Here is an 18,558-nt window from a genome sequence, read left to right on the forward strand (position 1 = left end):
AGCGCTAGGCGCGCTCTTCCCAGACCTTGGCAAGCTCGACGACCGTCCTGACAGCCTTTTCCATATCCTGGCGGCTAACCCATTCGAGTGGCGAGTGGAAGGCATGACCGCCAGCGAAAATATTGGGGCACGGCAGGCCCATGAAGGAAAGGCGCGAACCGTCGGTGCCGCCGCGAATACTGCCGCGCACCGGCGTCATGTCCGCCCGGCGCACCGCCTCAACGGCGTTCTCGACGATCTCAGGATGACGGTCGAGCACCACCTTCATGTTGCGGTACTGCTCTTTCACGTCAAAACGATAGGTAGAACCCGGATAGGCCTTCATCACATCCTTGACGATCGCTTCGAGCACGGTCTCTTTTTCGGTCAGACCCTCGTCGGTGAAATCGCGAATGATGAGGCTGATCGCAGCCTTTTCCATCGAGCCAGCCACCCCTGTCGGATGGATGAAGCCCTGCTTCCCCTCGGTCGTCTCCGGGGCGATCTCCTTCGGCAGCCGGTCGATAATCGCGCCGGCAATCTTGATGGCATTTTCCATCCGGTCCTTGGCAAAACCCGGATGGATTGCCACGCCGGCGATAACGATATCGACGCTATCTGCCGAGAAGGTCTCGTCCTCTATATGGCCGGCGGTTTCGCCATCCATCGTATAGGCAAATTCCGCGCCGAGCTTCTTCAGATCGACCTTGTTGACGCCACGGCCGACCTCTTCGTCCGGCGTAAACAGGATCTTGATCGTCCCATGCTTGATCCCGGGATTATCGACGAGGATCTGCGCGGCGGCCACAATCTCCGCCAGGCCCGCCTTGTCGTCGGCGCCGCGCAAGGTCGTTCCATCGGTCGTAACGATATCGTTGCCGATCTGGTTCTTCAGCTCAGGATGTTCTGAAACACGGATCACCCGGCTCGGATCACCGGGAAGCTGGATATCCCCGCCCGCATAGGCCTTCACCATCTGAGGCTTGACGTTCTTGCCGGTGAAGTCAGGGGCAGTGTCCATATGCGAGCAGAAGCAGATGACCGGCACGCTCTTGTCGGTATTGGCCGGAATGGTCGCATAAACATAGCCGTGCTCATCGAGATTCGCATCCGAAAGACCGATCTCCAGGAGCTCCTCAACCAGAAGCCTGCCGAGATCCTTCTGTTTTTCGGTGGTCGGCTGCGTGGATGAGGCGGGATCGGATTGGGTGTCCAAGACGACATATCGGAGAAAACGGTCGAGAACAGTGTCTGTCATAATATCCATTCCAGCATGATCATCCTCTGATCATATAGCCATCGAAGGCCCTGTGATGAAAGCTCTTTTCCGCTCCCAGCGGGCTACGCGCCGGCGAGCGTCTGCATCGATACCACATGCGATAGCAGCCGGTCGTTCGTGACCTCGTGCACCAGAAAGGAGGAAGCGTCGAGAACGGGAAGATCAGCCCGATCCCCGAGAAGAAGCGGATTGGGCGGGCAAAGCGAACCGCATGTCTGGAGGGCAATCAAGCCCACTCTGCTGGAAACTGGCCGGTGAACATGGCCGCAGAGAATTCCAAGCGGCGGAGATCCCCGCGCGCTCAAAAGCTCAAGAAGCGCATCATCATTTCTGCACCCGGCCTGATCGAGCACTTCTATGCCGATGCCGAACGGCGGCTGATGCATGAAGAGGAGAAAAGGTGTCGCAACATCGGCGAGCGTGCTCTTCAGCCACGACAGATGCGGCCGGATATCGCCATGGCTTTGGCCGGCTACCGTTACATCGACGCCAATAACGGTCGCGTCATTGAAAGCCGCCTGGAAATGCATCGACCCCGACGGGTCTGCCCAGTTGCCAACGTCAGCAAGCTCGGCTCGCATCACCGATTGATCATCGCCGTTACCTGGCAAGATATAAGTGGGAAAATCCAGCACATGCAGGCTTTCCGCAATCTGACGATAGCCCTGTTGCCATCCGTCATCCACCAGGTCGCCGGTCAGAACAAGCGCATCCGGCCGGAAAGCCTTTAACCAATCGATTGCTCTTTCGAATGTGAGCAGCGACGGACTGTCTAGACTGGCATGGATATCGGATATCTGCGCAACAAGCATATCGCCCCCTCGATCCCTGAGGAAGGCAGTATGCCGAAAGCGACAGTTGCATTCTATCGCCTTCCTTCCGTTCAATCGACGCGATTGCCCTCACCGTTGAACACATGCAGATGCTTGGCCGGAAAGGTGACATTGACCTTCGGCCCCGCAGTCAACGCCTCACGATCGAGCGTGAAGATCTTGAACGGCAGACCATGCAGCGAAAGATGCAGGATGATGCCGAAGCCGGTCGGCTCAATGAGCTCGACGTTGGCGGCAATCCCGGCCCCATCATTTGTCATGACGACATGTTCAGGCCGGATGCCAAGCGTCACCTTTTCGCCGTTCGACAAGGGCAGCGACGTGTTGAGCGGCACGATCGTGCCATCCTTCAGCTTCACGCCGCCTGCTTCATAGCTCGCATCGAGGAAGTTCATGCCGGGCGAGCCGATGAAGCCCGCGACGAAGAGGTTGGCGGGGCGGTCGTAAAGCTCCAAGGGGCTGCCGACCTGCTGCACGACCCCGCCATGCATGGCGACGATCCGGTCCGCCAGCGTCATCGCCTCGATCTGGTCGTGGGTCACGTAGATCGAGGTTGCCTTGAGGTCGCCATGCAATTTCTTGATTTCGGCGCGCATCTGCTCGCGCAGGCGCGCATCGAGGTTCGACAGAGGCTCGTCGAACAGGAAGGCTTTCGGCTGGCGCACGATGGCGCGGCCCATGGCGACGCGCTGGCGCTGGCCGCCGGACAGCGCTTTCGGCCGGCGTTCGAGCAGCGGGTCGAGACCGAGCTTGGAGGCGGCACTGGCAACAGCGCTGGCGATCTTCTCCTTCGCCGTCTTCCTGAGCTTCAGGCTGTAGCTCATATTGCCGGCGACATTCATGTGCGGATAGAGCGCGTAGGACTGGAACACCATGGCGATGTCGCGATCCTTCGGATGCAGCTCGTTGACGCGGTTGCCGGCAATACGGATCTCGCCACCGGTCACCTCTTCGAGGCCTGCAATCATGCGCAGCAGCGTGGACTTGCCGCAGCCGGACGGGCCGACCAGCACGACGAATTCACCGTCCTTGATCTCCAGATCGACGCCGTGCAGCACGGACATATGACCATAGGATTTCTGGATATTCTTGATGTCGATCGATGCCATGTGACTAACCCTTGACCGCGCCGGCCGTCAGGCCCTGGACGAGATAACGCTGGATGAGCAGGAAGAAGAGGCCGGCCGGAATAAGCGCCATGATGCCTGCCGCCATCATCTGCCCGAAATCCACGGAGAACTTCGAAACGAAGGTAAGAAGGCCGACCGGGAAGGTCGCCGCGTCATTGCCGTTGATCAGCATCAGCGCGAAGAGAAGCTCGCTCCAGGCCGCCGTGAAGACGAAGCCGAGGGTCGCCGCAATGCCGGGCAGGGTCAGCGGCAGGATGATCTGCCGGAAGGCCGTGAACTGGGTGGCGCCATCGATCATCGCCGCCTCCTCAAGATCCTTCGGGATGCCATCGAAGAAGGACTGCATCAGGAAGGTTGCGAAGGGCACGTTGAAGGCTGTGTAGACGATAACGAGACCCGTCAGGCTGTTCGTCAAATGCAGCGGCGACAGGATCTTGAATATCGGCGCCACCAGCATGACGAGCGGGAACATCTGGGTCAGCAGCATCAGCGCCACGATCCAGTATTTCGCACGGAAGTTAAAGCGTGACAGCGCATAGCCCGACAGCGCGGCGCAGATCGTCACTGTCACCGCCGTCGAAGCGGAGACGATGACGCTGTTCTTGAAGAACGTCGGAAAGGCGCTGTGCTCCAGCACGAAGCTGTAGTGCTCCCATGTGGTCCGCGACGGCCACATGCGCACCCCCTCGGTATAGAGCAGATCATTCGGCGTGACCGAGACCTTCAGGAGCCAGAAGAGCGGGAAGAGCGCGAAAACGACATAGACGAGGATCGCCAGACGGTGCGCGACAGTGGGGAGAATGGAACGTCTCATGGCTCAATCCTTGGCCAGCAGGCTCTGCCGCAGCAGGATGATCAGCATGGAATAGGCGAGAAGCAGGATCAGCAGCACCAGCGCGATCGCCGAGGCATAACCGAAATCGAGCCGCCTAAAGGCCTGGGTGAAGATGTAGCTGGCGACGATCTGTGTTCTGTCCGCCGGGCCGCCGCCGGTCATGACGACGATGAGATCGGCAAAATTCGAGATCCAAACGGTGCGCAGCATGACGGTGATGGCGATCGTCGGCGCAAGGAACGGTAGGGTGATCGACCAGAAGCGCTGGAACCAGCCGGCGCCATCGATCGAAGCCGCCTCATAGAGATCGCGCGGGATCGCCTGTAGAGCGGCGAGCAGCGTAATGGCGAAGAAAGGAATGCCCCACCAGACATTGGCGATGATCGGCCCCCACATCGCATATTGCGGATCGGAGAGGATATTGCCCGGCTCGTTCATCAGCCCAAGTGCAAAGAGCCAGTGCGGGATCGGTCCGATGACCGGATTGAAGAGCCAGGCCCAGTTGAGGCCGGCAAGAAAGGACGGCACGGCCCAGGGCAGGAAGACCAGAGCCTGAATGATACCCCTGCCCCAGAATGGCTTGTCGAGTAGAAGCGCGAGGATGAGGCCAAAGATGAACTGCAGAATGACGGAAGCGCCGGTCCACCAGAGCGTATTTCTGAGGGCACCATAAAACGCCGCATCGCGGGACAGCTCGCGGAAATGCTCGATCCCCACAAAGCCGCCGGAGAAGGGGTTGAGCAGCTGGATATCACGGAAGGCATAGGAAACGCCGACCACCAGCGGTACCAGCATGACTGCGATGATCAGGATCAACGAAGGCGCGCTGTAAAGATAGGGCTCCGAGGCATCGGCCAGGCGGCGCAGCCATGGCCGGCGGTCGCGGCGCGTCTCGAGCGTGTCGGCGGTGATAGTCATTACCCGATACTTCCCCTTGCGGCGCTTCGGCGCGCCGTCTGTCGTTGCATGAGCGGCGGCGGAAAATCTCCGCCGCCGCTTGCGCAGTTGACCTTACTTCTTGGCGAGGAACTTCTGCTGCGCCTTGGTAAGGTAATCGGCCCACTGATCGGCGAGGTCCTTGGCGGAGATGTCACCCAGCAGCGCCTGCTGCGAGGTCTTGATCGCCATGGAATCCTTGAAGAAGGCGAATTCCTCGAGGTAGGTCGGCATAACAGTCGGAACCGTGTCCTTGTCGGCGAGCTCCTCGAACCAGCCCTTGAACTGGTCTCCGGCGTAGAACGGGTCCTTCTCTGCGGCAGTATAGGCCGGCAGAGCGCCGATCTTCTTGTTCCACTCGATATTGCCTTCAGGCCCTTCGAGGGTCGCGATCAGCTTCCAGGAGAGATCCTTGTTCTGGCTCGTCGTGAACATCGACCAGCCGCCATAGCCGATGGTCGGATAAGACTTGCCGGCCGGGCCCTTCGGCAGCGGAATTACGCCGAAATCTTCCTTCTTCATGCGTTCGGCAATCGCGATCAGGGCATCTGGATCCTGGTCGAGGAAGGCGCAGGTGCCGGAATAGAAGCCGGCTACGACTTCGTTGAAGCCCCAGTTGACGCTGTCCTTCGGCGCATAGCCCTTCTTGTAGAGATCGACCATCCACTCGATACCCTTTGCCCAGCCTTCGCTGTTCATGGTCGAGGTGCCGTCCTCCTTGAAGTATTTGTTGTCGCCGGCCATGGAGGCGGCAAAGATCATCCAGCCGTTGAGGCCACCCGGACCACCGCGCATGCAGTAGCCGTATTTGCCCGACAGCTTGGAGACGGCTTCGGAGGCCTTGGTGAAATCCTCCATGGTCTTCGGCGGCTCCTTGACGCCGGCTTCCGCGAGCAGCTTCTTGTTGTAGAACATAGCGCGCAGATAGAAGCCGTAGGGCAGCATATAGGCGGTGTTGTTGACGTCACGACCAAGGTCCAGAGCGCGCGGCGTCAGCTCCTTGGTGTGCTCCCACTTTGCAAGATAGGGCTCGAGGCTTTCGAGCATGCCGTTATTGGCATAGAGCGACAGCCAGGTATCGGGCATTTCCATCACGTCGGGCACATCGCCCGCCGAAACCATGGTCGCGAACTTCTGGAAGGCTTCGTTCCAGGGCAGCGAGATGATGTCGACCTTGGTGCCGGGATTGGCGGCTTCGAACTTGCCGACGATCGACTTCAGCGTTTCGGTACGCTCCGGGCTGGTGATGACTTCGACGAGCTTCAGCGTCGTGTCCGCAAAAGCCGTGCCCGCCATCATCGTGGCAAAGAGTGTTGAGAGAATAAGCTTTTTCATTTTTGGTTCCCCTCCGTAGTTGTTGTGAGGTTTCGGTTAAGAGGCGACGGCAATCGCCTCCTCGATGTCCCTCCACAGCGCCTCGGTTCCTTCGAGGCCGATATGGAGGCGCACAGATCGCGGGCTGATACCGAAGGCATGTGCGGAATTCGGCTGTGCCTTTTGCTGCAGCACAACTTCGCCCGGTACGATCAGGCTTTCATGCCCGCCCCAGCTTACGCCCAGTTTGAAAAGCTTGAGGTGATCTGCGAAGGCTCTGATGTCGATGCCTTCGCGGAATATGAACGAGAAGAGACCCGAGGTGCCGTTGAGGCCGGCGGGCAGGCGGTTGGCGAGGCCCGGATGGCAGACCTGCTCGATCACGTCGAGCGCCTGCAGGCGCTGCGCGATCGTCATGGCCGCCGCCTCGTGCGCCCGCATGCGCAAAGGCAGGGTGCGGAGACCCCGGATCAGCAGCCAGGCATCGAAAGGCGACAGCTTGCCACCGAGATAGGGATAGGATTCGGCCTTGATGCGCGCGATCATCTCTTTCGAGCCGGCAACGACACCGGCCACGACATCGCTATGGCCGCCGAGATATTTGGAGGCCGAATGGATGACGAGATCGACGCCGAGTGTTATCGGCCGCTGGAAGAACGGGCTCGCCCAGCTATTGTCGATCATGGTGACGACGCCATGCTTTTTGGCGAGTGTGGCCAGCGCGCCGACATCATGAGCTTCCATCACCCAGCTCGTCGGGCTCTCCATATAGAAGACCTTGGCACCGGGCAGCGCCTTGGCGATGGCCTCTTCGTCACGGCCGTCGACATAGGTCACCTCGACCTTCATGCGCTTCAGGATCGTGCCGAACAGGCGGAAGGCGTCGGGATAGACATGCTTGACGGCGACGATGCGGTCACCCGGCTCCACGAAGCTGAGCACCGCAGACGAGATCGCCGCCATGCCGCTTGCAAAACCCAGCGCATCCTCCGCACCTTCGAGCTTTGCCAACATCTCCTCGAACATGCGCACCGTCGGGTTCAGCCCGCGCGTGTAGATCGGGCGCACCTTTTCGCCGCGATAGGAGGCGATCATGTCGTCGTAGTCGGAAAAGGTGAAAAGCGAGGTCTGGAAGATCGGCGGAACGACCGCCTCGGCGAAATTGCCCTCGTCATGGGCGGTGATCAGCGAAGCGAGGTCGAACGGTTCGAGGCCGTCAGTCATCGGGACATTTCCTTGATGTCTTCCTCGACCACGTCGAGGATTTTCAGTGTCTCACGCCGTGCCGCCTCGGTGTCCTGGGCGGCGATGGCGTTGAAAAGGGTGCGGTGAAAGGGAAAGGACCGGCGGGCGAAATCCTGTCGGTCGAAAGGGTGCGTCCAGAAACGCTCGAAAGTCTCGCGCATCTGTTCGAGAAGCTGACGGAACAGCGGATTGTGCGTGGCGTCGTAGACCGCCAAATGGAAGGCAAGGTCTTCCGGACCTGAGGCGCCTTTGGAAAGATGCACCCGCTCCATCTCGTCGAGTTTTTCCTCGATGACGACGAGATCTTTCGCCGTGCGCCGCCGAGCCGCCACCATGCCGGCCTCGCATTCGATGCCGCGGCGAACCTCCAGCGTCTGCAGCAGCACATCGCGCAGATGCGGCGTCTCGAACGATAGCGGCATATGAATCGTATCGCGAGAAACCGTTTTCAGCAGATAAGTTCCGCTGCCCTTGCGCGTCTCGATGACGCCGAGGGCCTGAAAATGCCGAATTGCCTCGCGAATGGTAGACCGCCCGACGGCAAGGGCTGCCATCAGTTCACGCTCCGCTGGCAGCCGGTCGCCCGCCTGAAGCCGCGCATCCTCGACATAATGCGCCAGCGCTTCCGTCACCTGACGGGCGCGGTCCATCGCCGGAAGCGGTCGGATTACCGGCCTGTCGCTACCATTTGCCTTCATGGTTCCCCAAGTTCTTTTCTAAGGCAGCCGACCTAAAAATTGGTCTGACATCTTAGCATTTCTCAAAGATGGAGAGGCGTCAAGGCGGTATTTACGATTGGTAGCGACGCTCGTTTGAATATTCCCAGCTGGCCATTGGTTTGCACCAATGTCCCCTTAGCTTGGTCCAGCAAGCTATTTCCTGATCTCAAGGCGGCATGATCGCCGCTCCTGCCCGCAAGAGAATCGTTTGCTGGCAATGGATGATAAGACGTAAGCGACAAGCTGACCCCATCTGGCGTCAGTAGCGTTGGCCGCTGTATTGCGGACAGACGATTCACAAACTGTGAGCTTCTATGTCTGCGCCTAGCTCTGGAACTAGAAACTTCCATATGATCGAGGCTGTTCCGGAACGGCTTGAGGGCGCCCCACGGCAATTTCGGCGCCGCTGGTCCGATGATTTTAAAGCGCGGGCTGTGGCTGAGGCAATGGAGCCCGGCGCAAGCGTCTCGGCCATTGCGCATCGCATCGGCATACATCCCTCGCAGCTATTTGGCTGGCGTCGTGATGCTCGTGACGGACAACGATCCTCCTCGCAAGATCGGGCTGGTCAGACGGAGACTGGGACGATTGGCACACGTGCGATGATCGAGCTTATCATCGGCGACGTCGTTATCCGGGCCGACGCAGATATCGGCGAAGCACACCTGCAGCGGGTGATCCGAGCGGTGCGGTCGGCATGATCCCGTCCGGCGTGAAGGTCTTTCTTGCGAGCCATCCCATCGACTTCCGAAAGGGGCCGGACAGCTTGCTTTCGCTGGTACGGGATGCTGGCAGTGATCCGTTCAACGGTGCACTTTATGTCTTTCGGGCCAAGAGAGCAGACCGAGTCAAGATCGTGTGGTGGGATGGCTCCGGCGTTTGCCTCTATGCGAAGCGGCTGGAAAAAGCCCAGTTCTGCTGGCCCCGGATCGGCCATCATCGCGTCCAGCTCAATCATGCCCAGCTTCTGGCTTTAGTCGACGGAATGGACTGGAAGCGGGTTCGATCCACGCCGGTGAAGCCTCCCGAGATTGTTGGGTAAAACCGCTGCGGCGAAGTGAATCAGGTCCCTGAAAGCATGGGCGGAGCGCGGCAAAATATGCTCTGATCATACCCATGACGCGGCCCGAGATTGAGCTCCCGGATGATGTAGAGGCTCTCAAAGCCATGGTTCTTGCTATGGCCGCAAAAGCAGCCCGCGTCGAGGCTTTGGAGAAGCAGGTTGACGATCTAGAGGCCCGCAACGCGGACGCCGATGAGCGCATCGAGCGGCTGACGCAGATCCTGAAGGCTTTCGATCGCGCCCGATTTGGCCGACGCTCGGAAAGGCTTGCATCATCCACCGTCGATGACGAGCAGCATGCCTTTGTCTTCGAAGAGATCGAGACCGGCATTGCGACGATCAAGGCTCAGGTCACGAAAGGCCGCGGTAGCGCGGACAGCAAACGCGCTCCGCGGCCACGCAAGGGCTTTGCGCCTCATCTTGAGCGCGTCGAGGTCGTGATCGAACCGGAAGAGCTTCCAGAACATGCAGGTAAGACCAAAATCCTGATTGGAGAAGACGTCTCCGAGCGGCTGGATGTCGTGGCAGCGAAGTTCCGTGTCATCGTCACCCGCCGGCCGAAGTATGCCTTTAGGAACGAGGATGGTGTCGTCCAGGCGGCGGCTCCGGCACATATCATCGAAGGTGGCATTCCGACGGAAGCACTTCTGGCCCAGATCGCCGTTTCCAAATATGCCGACGGGCTGCCACTCTATCGCCAGGAAGCCATCTACGCACGCGACAAGGTCGAACTCGACCGCAAGCTGATGGCTCAATGGATGGGCAAGCTGGGGTTCGAGCTCAATATCCTCGCCGACTACATCCTCGATGAGATCAAGAAGGCCGAACGGATCTTTGCCGACGAAACGACCTTGCCCACACTTGCACCTGGTTCCGGATCAGCGAAGACGGCATGGCTATGGGCGTATGCCAGGGATGACCGGACTTTTGGGGGCAGCGGTCCACCGATGGTAGCCTATCGCTTCGAGGACAGTCGAGCCACCGAGTGTGTCGCACGACACCTGAGCGGCTATCGTGGAATCCTGCAGGTCGACGGATATGCCGCTTATAACAAGCTCGTCCGGAAAGATGGAGGCAATGACAGCGCCATCCTGGCCGGCTGTTGGTCGCACAGCCGGAGAAAGTTCTACGAGTTGCATGTCGCAAAGAGCTCGAAGGTCGCTACAGACACCGTCGAGCGTATGGCGAGGTTATGGGAGATCGAGGAGCGTGTGCGCGGCCAAAGCCCTGAAGCTCGTGTCGCTGCACGCCAGGAGATCTCCGCAGCGATCGTCCGTGACCTCTTCACTCTCTGGCAGGCGACCCTGCCACGGGTCTCTGGAAAATCCAAACTCGCCGAAGCTCTGCGGTATGCCATCTCGCGTCGAGACATCTTCGAGCGCTTCCTGACCGACGGCCGCATCGAACTCGACTCCAACATAGTCGAGCGAGCAATCAGACCCCAAGCGATCACGAGAAAAAATAGTCTATTCGCTGGAAGCGACGGTGGCGGCCGGACTTGGGCGACCATCGCGACGCTCCTGCAAACGGCAAAGATGAATGCAGTCGATCCGCAAGCTTGGTTGACCCAGACGCTTGAGCGCCTTGCGAATGGATGGCCCAGCAGTGAAATCGACGCGCTCATGCCATGGAACTACGCCGCCTGAACGGCCCCGGCTTGTCGCTTACGATAAGACTGCGATTGTCGTGTTCGACGCGTGTCTCGGCGCCATTAAACACCCTCGGAGTTGTCGATCGGACGGCGCTGTCCGAGGGCGAATCACCACCAAATGGAAGAATTGCAACGCGGCTTTCTTAGGCGAACCGGATCGCTGACCGTGCCCGGGCCTTCGCGGCCACCTCGTCGCGGTCGCGAGGAGGTTGAGAGGTCTCTAGCGAATTAAGCAGTTCCTTGGCGCATTTCGCGATCGATATCACCGCGTGTTTAAAAGCGGCCTCATTGCGTTTTGATGGCCTGGTGGTTCCGCTCAACTTGCGTACGAACTGAAGCGCCGCATCATGGATTTCCTCATCCGTCGCTGGTGGATCGAAGTTGAATAGGGGCTTTATATTTCGGCACATGCCTTGCTTTCCTTTTTCGTCACTCCACCGTTTAAAAGCTAGTTCCGTGAGTGCTAATTGCAACGGACTGGGCGGCAACTCCAACCACCGATCGTGTGTGGACAACGGTCTTAACTCGGCTCCCTCGATAAGAGAGTTCAAGCTCGCTTCTAACTCGGCCGCGACAAAGGCGGAGCCGCCACACCTACCGATTACTTGCGAACTCAACCGATGATATTTCGACCGACCAATCCAGTTCCTGTGGTGTCAATTTATCCGGCAAAGTCTGCAGGCCTCGATATTGGTTTAGCGCCCAGCAGTCGTCATAGGTGCCGCCAGGCTCGATAATTTTATAGCTCGTGAGGTGATCAGAATAATACTCAATGCTGAAGCCGCGACGTTTTGCGATCAGTCGGAAGCGGACGACATCCACCTGCTGACGAGAACCGTTGAAAAGCCGAACGAAAACGGGCCTGGCAGGATCTACGCATCCCTTAGTTCCACTGCTCGTGCCTTCTATCGAGGCGCTCGATCCATCGCGGTTTGTTTGCTGGAAGTAGATGAAGGTCGCAACACCGCCGCCCACGACCACGAGTGCGGTGAGGGTAAGCAGCGTCGGCTTTGGAAACAGAAAGAAGAAAACGATAACGATCACCACCGCGACTATCAGCAAAATCATATGGCGGGTCTCGTTTCTTTACTTTTGTGCCGTCCTGAAGGACGCGGTGATATGAAGCCTTTGTCATCGCCTGGCTCTTGGCCGCTTGGATTAGTGCGAACGCGATGTTTTGGTATCTCAACATGTAGGTGTTTGTTGGTTGATCTTCCAGCCGGTTAAAGGCGATCAAATGTCTCCCGGAGTGCGGGATTACTTAGCACCGGTGTGGAGAGACATGATTTTTCCTTTTTCATTGGGATGATAGATATAGGCGGCGCAGTAACAACCGACGAAGGCCACAGGCAGACCCCATGGTTTTAATGCGATGGATGACATATGGCTTCGCAATTACGTTTCTTCTTGCCAGCATTGCCGATGTCGTTGCGGCAGACGAGCCAGATCCCTTTGACCAGTTCAATGAACGCTGCCTCAACCGGGGAACGGATTTTCAACGGACGGTTGCCGTAGCAAAGGAACGGGATTGGCCAGCACTTGCAGAGGATATGACCACAAGTCTGGTGCCGGTGGAAAATCCTGTCGCGTTGGAGGGCTGGAATCTGAGCGCTGGCGAAGACGTACCGTTCAGGGCGCTGGTGGTGGCACGGGCGTCCGTAGGCGACAACACCGTCGAAAGCTGCACCATGGCGTTCGCGGAAATCGATGCTGCGGCCTTCGAACGACGGCTGGTCAGCGAGACGCATGCTAAAGCGTCCGGAGAAGGGAATGGACAGGGGCGCGCCAGAAAGTTCTTCAAAGCATCGTCCCCGGAGCGCCGGGAAGCGATTACGCTCGACCTGCCGCTTTATCCGAACGGAAGCGACGAGGTCATCGTCAGCGTTGTTTCGGACCAACAGATCGAGAACTGATGCGCGTTCGATCGCAACTAACCAGGCCCGCCGAAATCGGTGAAGGCTTCCGACATCAAGCCGCTGAGGCCGCCGGGATGACTGTTGACGGCATTGCCGATGAGGCTGCCGCTATCGTCGGGAAGACTCATCGCGTCCTCCTTGCATGGAGATAAGGCGCCGCTTCATCGCGACGCCTATTATGCAATATGTGATCTCAGGATTTTAGCTTGCTGTTGCAGATGCTGTAATAACCGCCGCCCTTCTTGATCCAGGTCAGGCCGTTCAGGCTGTTGTTGGCTTTATCGGCATTGTACTGATCGAGGCAGGTATGCATCCGGCCCTTGCCGGGTGTTTCACTCGCATATTTTGCATCGACCTTGGTTGGGAAGACCACGCCCTTCGGGACCACGGCCTTGGTCGGCGCGGGCTCGGCCGCATTCTCGGTATTGGCGGTCGTCGGCTCGTCGGTCGCGGCGGGCTTTGCGGGCGTCGCTGCAGTGGACTTTGCCGGTGTCGCTGCGGCGGCATCTGCTCCGCATTGCGCCTTGCGGAAGTCGTTCCACTTCATGCCATTGAGACTATTGGCTGCCTGCGCCGCTTTATATTTGGCGCTGCAATCCTGCATGGTCATTGCATCGGCGCTTGACGCGGCAATGAAGGCGCCGACACCAAGTGCTGCGGCGACCGCGAGAGAAGCAAGTCTGTACATGTTTTCTCCTCCGTTTTATTGACGCATGGGGGTATGCGCCATGCCGGATGCATTGAGCTTTCGGCACCCGGTCGAGCAAAAGTCGCGGAGCAATAAGGTCAATTTAGCGGCGGCGAACCGACTGCTACCCGATGCCGCAGCAAACACTAAAATAAGCTTGTTTTTCCGGTCTTTGGCGAGGGGCGAGCGATTGAGGAGAGGCCCGCACAACCCTCCGATCGCGGAGAAGCTGAGCGAAGCCGCCGAGCGCCTGTAGGTACTAGCGGGCGTGACGATCCCAGCCGGGGTATTGTACCGAGACACTTAAAGCCTCGGGAGGACAACCCTCAGATCGGTACTCCCGCTCCTGCGCGGCGGGCCGCAACCTTCCTCAAAGGTGATCACACACCCCGCATGTTTCCCCAAAGCAGGACATGGAGCTGCGGGAGAACGCGCGCATCAAACCACCGATCCGAGGCGACCCTGTCGACCAGCCACCGCATACGGTTGAGAATACCCTCGAGATCGATCAAGGCTTCATCTTCCACCGGCGGCGTGTGATTGCCTGGCTGCAGGAAGATCGGAAGCTCTTTGAACTCCCTCGCGACAGACCTTGCAAACGCATAGTCAGTGTCATCGAAGATGACGATTTTCATCGCAATCCCGGGACCGTTGCGCGCGGCCGCCACGCAATCCTTTAGTTCGTCCAGCTTGAATTCCATACCGCTAGACGGTGGTTTGGGACTGAGGATCAAATGATCCAGCTCTGCAAACCAGTCCTGGGCGATCGATCCCTGCGTTTCCAAAGCGAATTGATAGCCATCGCGCTTTCCCCGAGCTATCAGCGGCCCGAGCGGCTGAATTGCCGGGTTTCCACCGGACAGGGAAATCGTCAGCGGACAGCCTTGAGAGAGCAATTCCACTTTCGACCAGATATCGTCGACCGTCATTGGCGTCCACTCGTCGCGGAAGGCGCTGTCGACGGCATGGAGGGTATCGCACCATTCGCAGCGATAGTCGCAGCCGCCCGTTCTGACGAAGACGGTTGGAAGGCCGATGAGCGGCCCTTCCCCCTGGATCGTCGGTCCGAAGATTTCGCTGATGCGGATCTTTTGCTCTCGGCCTGTCATGGACGATATTCCGCCCATGTCTTCGGCGTCTCGCTCACCCTGACGGCAGACGTCTCGGGCAGGCGTTGCTTGCACCAGTCGTAAAAATGCCTGGCGAGCCATTCGGATGTCACCCGATCATGGCCCAGTACATCATTGAGGTGCCGGTGATCGAAGCTCTCGTCAATGTAGCGCTTGAGTGGCGAAAGCTCGTGATAGTCGCGGACAAAGCCATCCTCGTTCAACTCAGAGGCGGCAAGCTCGACCTCAACTATGTAATTGTGGCCATGGAGACGCGCGCACTGGTGGTCGCCAGGAAGGTGGGACAGCTGATGCGAGGCGGAGAAATGGAATTCCTTGGTAATCCGGTACATTACTTTGCCTCATCTGCTCTGAATGCACCGGTCGCAGCAATCCAGAAATCCGGATCGTCATAGACGGTCGGATCCTCGACACCGGCGAGATGGAAAGCTTCACGACGCTCGACGCATGTACCACATCTCCCGCAGTGGAAACGGCCGCCCTTATAACAAGACCAGGTCTCTTCAAAAGGCGTCCGATGCGTCGCACCATCTGTGACAATGTCGGCCTTCGTGGCGTTCACATAGGGAGCGAGCAAGCGGACTTCGGCATATCCCTCAAGGGCATGTTGTTGCATGACCTCAAACGACGAAATGAAGCCCGGCCGACAGTCTGGGTAGATGAAGTGGTCTCCGCCATGGACTGCAATCGCCACGGCGTCTGCGTGACGAGCAGCAGCAAGGCCGAACGCGATCGACAGCATGATGGCGTTGCGGTTCGGCACGACCGTTGCCTTCATCGTCTCTTCGGCGTAGTGCCCGTCAGGAACCTTGACATCGTCCGTGAGGGCGGAGCCGGTCAGGTGCTTGCCGACGTTCGATATGTCTATGATATCGTGTGGCACGTCGAGCCTTCGTGCGCAGAGAGCCGCGAATTCCAGCTCTTTGACATGCCGTTGACCGTAGTTGAAGGAGATCAGGCCGATCAGCTGGTGGTTCGCCGCAATCTTGTATGCAAGCGAAATGGAATCAAGTCCGCCTGAGCAGACGACAAGTACTTTCATTTTAGGATCCCTTGTTTTGTTGAACCGGGTGGGCTGCGACCGGTTAGCGGGGGCACGTACTAAACTTCCGATGCCGCGATGTCCAGTAACTTTGCCGGCAGGAACCATCGACGCCGATGCGTCCGCGCAGACCACGCGGAACCCCTCCCTACGAAGACGGGCTGCCACGCAGTGTCGGGCAGAAACGAGCGGGTGATGTCGTATCTCTCATCCAGGCTTCGAAAGGAGCAGCCCGATCTTAATCCGGACGCTTGCAGGGTCTCAATCGCGAGGCCGCTGCGGCGCCAGCGATTGCGTCTGTGCATAGGCGAGCGGCGAACGGTTGCCGGGCAGATTTTCATCAAGGATCAGCGTCTTGATGTCGTCAGAGCGGACATCGAGCGCGATCACGCGTTCAAGCTTGTCCAACGACCAGACGGAATAGCCAAGTGCGTTCGAGTAACCGCAATCGCATCCGCAGTCGTCCCCCGGTATTTCCGTAGCCTTGACCGGGAGATACATGATCCGCGGCTTCGGGAGCTTGTAGCAGTGTCCCTCATAGGCATAGCCATAGATCACGCCAATGCTGACTATGTCGACCTTCCCGGGATCGATCAGAATGTGGCAGTTGTCCACCCTAAGCTTAATTTTGTCCTTGCCGGCTTCAACACCGCCATCCCGGATGGGTTTTGCCTGGGCAGCTTCAGATCGCTGCGGGGCTTCCTCGGGCGGACAATATTCGTTTCGTCCGTAGAGACGAACCTCGCTTGGATTGAATGGCAGATTGCCTGTTCCGACGAACGGATTTTCAGAGCAGCAGCTCATTTTCCCCTCCTGTTCTGGCTCACCTCGAGCCGATGATTTCACGCCATGTAAAGTTTTCCTCTAGTTGCGCGGCAGCCCGCAAATCCGCAGCTGAGATAATAGCCAGCGCGGCATCCCCAAGACGCATCGCGTCCGGATCCAGCCTATGAAGCGCAGCACCGATTGCCCCTCCCACTGAATCCCTCGCCTTGATCAAGGCGAGCTTGAAGAAAAGCGGTCTGTCGCGAAAAGCTTCCGCCGTTGTTTGCCGGAACCGGTCAAACTCGTCCTGCGTCAGATCGCGAAGATTGACTGAGAGCAGACGATGATCGGCGCAGCCACTGGCGACCAGTTCCCGGTGATAGAGTTCGATGATCGTATCGAAGATCGCACCGAGAAGAGGCAGTGAGCGATCGTGAGCCTCACTCGTGACTTCCGACATGCGCCGGAAGTTGGTCGCAAGGCGGATTTGTGTCTCCGGGCTAGTCTCCGCGAAGCGATTGAGTTCGTTATAAAGAAGCAGATTTCCTTTAGTCCTGCGCAGCAACCGGTCGATGGCGGAATCGAAATGCAGAAACGAAATCAATGATATGCTGTCCGAGATGGCCTCGGAGAATGGAAAGAAATCCGCGTCACGAGAAAGGTTGCCGGGAAGTCCCGTCTGCGAGAGCGTGATAAGATGACCGATCTCATGGGCAATTGTGTCGAAATTCAACGCGTAGGGCGACTGTTCGCCAGCCGCTTCCGAACAACCGAGTTCGATGAAGCCGAAGCCCGCATGTGCGTTGTCCCACCGAACAAAGGGAACGATTTCGAGCCGCGGATAGAAATCGGAGAAGAACCAATGCATCGGCCGGGCAAGATAATTGCGCCAGACATCCAGAACAAAATGAATGCACGCATAGGCATGGACACCGAGATAGTCGCGCGATCTTGGGTCCAGGCTATCGAAGTGGCGGTCCGGGCCTAACCGGAATGACCGCCGCCGAGGGCCGCGATAAGGGGGAAAACCGCTGAAACCATAGGGTTCCTTGTCGAACAGCGGATCTGCGACATACATCGATATGTCGCTCGGACCATCACCAATCTCGTCCGGCAATATCGACAGCCAGACACGATCCGGCTGCTCGTAGCCAAGGATAAAAGGCGGCTGGGGAAATATCCAGCATCGCGTTCCAAGAGCCGGCGCGGACCTTTTAAGTGATATGTCAGGAGACAATTCCATAGCTCAACTACTCGAAGAGATGAGTTGTATGGCAATCAAACAATATTAGTAGTTTCTAATTAACATTATGTCAATAGATCCGGCTTCTAGATCGCGCAGGAAAGTATTGGTTATCGTATAGGGCAACTTTGCCGGTTTTAACTTCGACAGTTCAGGAGCCAGCCGCAATGCCAATCGAGCATCGGCTTTCTTCTGCGCAATCAGATGGCTGCGCAGCAGGACCGACTTCTCCGGCAGCCATTGCGCGGCGACCAGCACCTTTCGAAGGGATCGCTCCCGAAAATTAAGCCGCCGGGCCGCTGCGATCCCTGCATCCATCTCGGCCTTCGAGATCAGGCTGAGACGGAAGAGCGCCTTAAAACTGCGCTGAAGATCGACAAGAGCCTCGGTAAGAGGCGTGAAGCCGAGTTCGGCGGGGCCGCATTGAACTGCGACCGCATCTTCCGCCGTCAGCGGCCACCGCCGGTACCAACGATAGATGAGACCTGCACCGATCATTCCGAATGGGTGCAGTTCGGCAGCCCGGAGCGCGCCCATGCTTGCAGCGCCGATCATCACAATGCCCTGCGACAAGGCCCAAAGTATTTCCTTGTGACGCACGGCCGGTCTGTCCTCGAAAAGACCGGCGATCAAGACCATCGCCCTCGGGCGAAATGCGTGCGCAGCAAGGATAATGTCTCCCTGCGCAACGGGCTGCAGGTAGATGGCGTCGAGAATGCGCTGCGCCTCCGGCAAAGGGAGGGTCGGACCGAGAAAAACGAGTATCGGGCTCTCCGCTTTCTGATCCATC

21 protein-coding genes are annotated in these 18,558 nt (G+C 58.3%); 4 read left to right on the forward strand and 17 right to left on the reverse strand.

Annotated features, from left to right (window positions below):
- Positions 1–4: 4 nt before the first annotated feature.
- The 8 genes from pepT to ACR9ZQ_RS36170 form a co-directional block, all read right to left on the reverse strand.
- Entirely contained in the window at positions 5–1,237 is a 1,233-nt protein-coding gene (gene pepT, locus ACR9ZQ_RS36135) for a peptidase T (protein ID WP_481430183.1), read from the reverse strand.
- A gap of 83 nt (positions 1,238–1,320) precedes the next feature.
- Entirely contained in the window at positions 1,321–2,070 is a 750-nt protein-coding gene (locus ACR9ZQ_RS36140; RefSeq protein WP_481430184.1) for a metallophosphoesterase, read from the reverse strand.
- A gap of 71 nt (positions 2,071–2,141) precedes the next feature.
- Positions 2,142–3,200 (reverse strand): ABC transporter ATP-binding protein, encoded by a 1,059-nt coding sequence (locus ACR9ZQ_RS36145; RefSeq protein ID WP_481430185.1) that lies wholly within the window; start codon positions 3,198–3,200, stop codon positions 2,142–2,144.
- A gap of 4 nt (positions 3,201–3,204) precedes the next feature.
- Positions 3,205–4,035 carry a carbohydrate ABC transporter permease gene (locus ACR9ZQ_RS36150; protein ID WP_113321478.1) on the reverse strand — a complete coding sequence of 277 codons (831 nt, stop codon included), beginning with the start codon at positions 4,033–4,035 and terminating at the stop codon, positions 3,205–3,207.
- 3 nt (positions 4,036–4,038) lie between these two features.
- A complete protein-coding gene (locus ACR9ZQ_RS36155) occupies positions 4,039–4,974 on the reverse strand; it encodes a carbohydrate ABC transporter permease (RefSeq protein ID WP_481430186.1) in 936 nt (311 codons plus the stop codon).
- Between the two features lie 93 nt (positions 4,975–5,067).
- The gene (locus tag ACR9ZQ_RS36160) at positions 5,068–6,327 is read right to left on the reverse strand and encodes an ABC transporter substrate-binding protein (RefSeq protein ID WP_439017743.1); all 1,260 of its coding nucleotides are present in this window, start codon (positions 6,325–6,327) and stop codon (positions 5,068–5,070) included.
- Between the two features lie 36 nt (positions 6,328–6,363).
- Positions 6,364–7,530 (reverse strand): PLP-dependent transferase, encoded by a 1,167-nt coding sequence (locus ACR9ZQ_RS36165; RefSeq protein WP_481430187.1) that lies wholly within the window; start codon positions 7,528–7,530, stop codon positions 6,364–6,366.
- Complete coding sequence (locus tag ACR9ZQ_RS36170) at positions 7,527–8,249, reverse strand: FadR/GntR family transcriptional regulator (RefSeq protein ID WP_481430188.1); 723 nt, start codon at positions 8,247–8,249, stop codon at positions 7,527–7,529. Before ACR9ZQ_RS36170 ends, ACR9ZQ_RS36165 begins: the two co-directional genes overlap by 4 nt.
- 371 nt (positions 8,250–8,620) lie before the next feature.
- Here ACR9ZQ_RS36170 and ACR9ZQ_RS36175 point away from each other — a divergent pair, with 371 nt between their 5' ends.
- The 3 genes from ACR9ZQ_RS36175 (at position 8,621) to ACR9ZQ_RS36185 (ending at position 10,979) form a co-directional block, all read left to right on the forward strand.
- On the forward strand, positions 8,621–8,971 hold the full coding sequence (locus tag ACR9ZQ_RS36175) for a transposase (RefSeq protein WP_082935752.1): 351 nt from the start codon (positions 8,621–8,623) through the stop codon (positions 8,969–8,971).
- Complete coding sequence (gene tnpB / locus ACR9ZQ_RS36180) at positions 8,968–9,312, forward strand: IS66 family insertion sequence element accessory protein TnpB (protein WP_003592504.1); 345 nt, start codon at positions 8,968–8,970, stop codon at positions 9,310–9,312. The genes ACR9ZQ_RS36175 and tnpB overlap by 4 nt, the downstream gene beginning before the upstream one ends.
- A 74-nt stretch (positions 9,313–9,386) precedes the next feature.
- Positions 9,387–10,979: an IS66-like element ISRle3 family transposase gene (locus ACR9ZQ_RS36185; protein ID WP_016737534.1), complete on the forward strand. Its 1,593-nt coding sequence runs from the start codon at positions 9,387–9,389 to the stop codon at positions 10,977–10,979.
- A 148-nt stretch (positions 10,980–11,127) separates the two neighbouring features.
- Here the strand turns inward: ACR9ZQ_RS36185 and ACR9ZQ_RS36190 are convergent, their stop codons facing one another.
- Positions 11,128–11,394 (reverse strand): DUF2277 domain-containing protein, encoded by a 267-nt coding sequence (locus ACR9ZQ_RS36190; RefSeq protein WP_481430189.1) that lies wholly within the window; start codon positions 11,392–11,394, stop codon positions 11,128–11,130.
- Positions 11,395–11,578: 184 nt separating this feature from the next.
- Positions 11,579–12,052, reverse strand: a complete 474-nt coding sequence (locus ACR9ZQ_RS36195; protein WP_477818639.1) for a hypothetical protein — start codon at positions 12,050–12,052, stop codon at positions 11,579–11,581.
- A gap of 290 nt (positions 12,053–12,342) precedes the next feature.
- Between ACR9ZQ_RS36195 and ACR9ZQ_RS36200 the strand changes: the two genes are divergently transcribed.
- A complete protein-coding gene (locus ACR9ZQ_RS36200; RefSeq protein ID WP_310382511.1) occupies positions 12,343–12,897 on the forward strand; it encodes a hypothetical protein in 555 nt (184 codons plus the stop codon).
- A gap of 196 nt (positions 12,898–13,093) precedes the next feature.
- On the opposite strand, the gene ACR9ZQ_RS36205 is transcribed toward ACR9ZQ_RS36200, so the two are convergent.
- The 7 genes from ACR9ZQ_RS36205 to ACR9ZQ_RS36235 all read right to left on the reverse strand — a co-directional run bounded on the left by ACR9ZQ_RS36205 (position 13,094) and on the right by ACR9ZQ_RS36235 (position 18,557).
- Positions 13,094–13,588, reverse strand: coding sequence for a hypothetical protein (locus ACR9ZQ_RS36205; protein ID WP_481430190.1), 495 nt, complete (start codon positions 13,586–13,588; stop codon positions 13,094–13,096).
- Between the two features lie 380 nt (positions 13,589–13,968).
- Positions 13,969–14,715, reverse strand: a complete 747-nt coding sequence (gene queE / locus ACR9ZQ_RS36210; protein WP_481430191.1) for a 7-carboxy-7-deazaguanine synthase QueE — start codon at positions 14,713–14,715, stop codon at positions 13,969–13,971.
- Complete coding sequence (gene queD / locus ACR9ZQ_RS36215; protein WP_310382508.1) at positions 14,694–15,050, reverse strand: 6-carboxytetrahydropterin synthase QueD; 357 nt, start codon at positions 15,048–15,050, stop codon at positions 14,694–14,696. The genes queE and queD overlap by 22 nt, the downstream gene beginning before the upstream one ends.
- Positions 15,050–15,760: a 7-cyano-7-deazaguanine synthase QueC gene (gene queC, locus ACR9ZQ_RS36220; RefSeq protein WP_310382733.1), complete on the reverse strand. Its 711-nt coding sequence runs from the start codon at positions 15,758–15,760 to the stop codon at positions 15,050–15,052. Before queC ends, queD begins: the two co-directional genes overlap by 1 nt.
- A gap of 261 nt (positions 15,761–16,021) precedes the next feature.
- Entirely contained in the window at positions 16,022–16,564 is a 543-nt protein-coding gene (locus ACR9ZQ_RS36225; RefSeq protein WP_310382507.1) for a hypothetical protein, read from the reverse strand.
- A gap of 19 nt (positions 16,565–16,583) precedes the next feature.
- Positions 16,584–17,768: a gluzincin family metallopeptidase gene (locus tag ACR9ZQ_RS36230; RefSeq protein WP_481430192.1), complete on the reverse strand. Its 1,185-nt coding sequence runs from the start codon at positions 17,766–17,768 to the stop codon at positions 16,584–16,586.
- A gap of 45 nt (positions 17,769–17,813) precedes the next feature.
- Entirely contained in the window at positions 17,814–18,557 is a 744-nt protein-coding gene (locus tag ACR9ZQ_RS36235; protein WP_481430193.1) for a TfuA-like protein, read from the reverse strand.
- Position 18,558 lies beyond the last annotated feature (1 nt).

Source organism: Rhizobium sp. KNZ14-9A, from assembly GCF_056755015.1.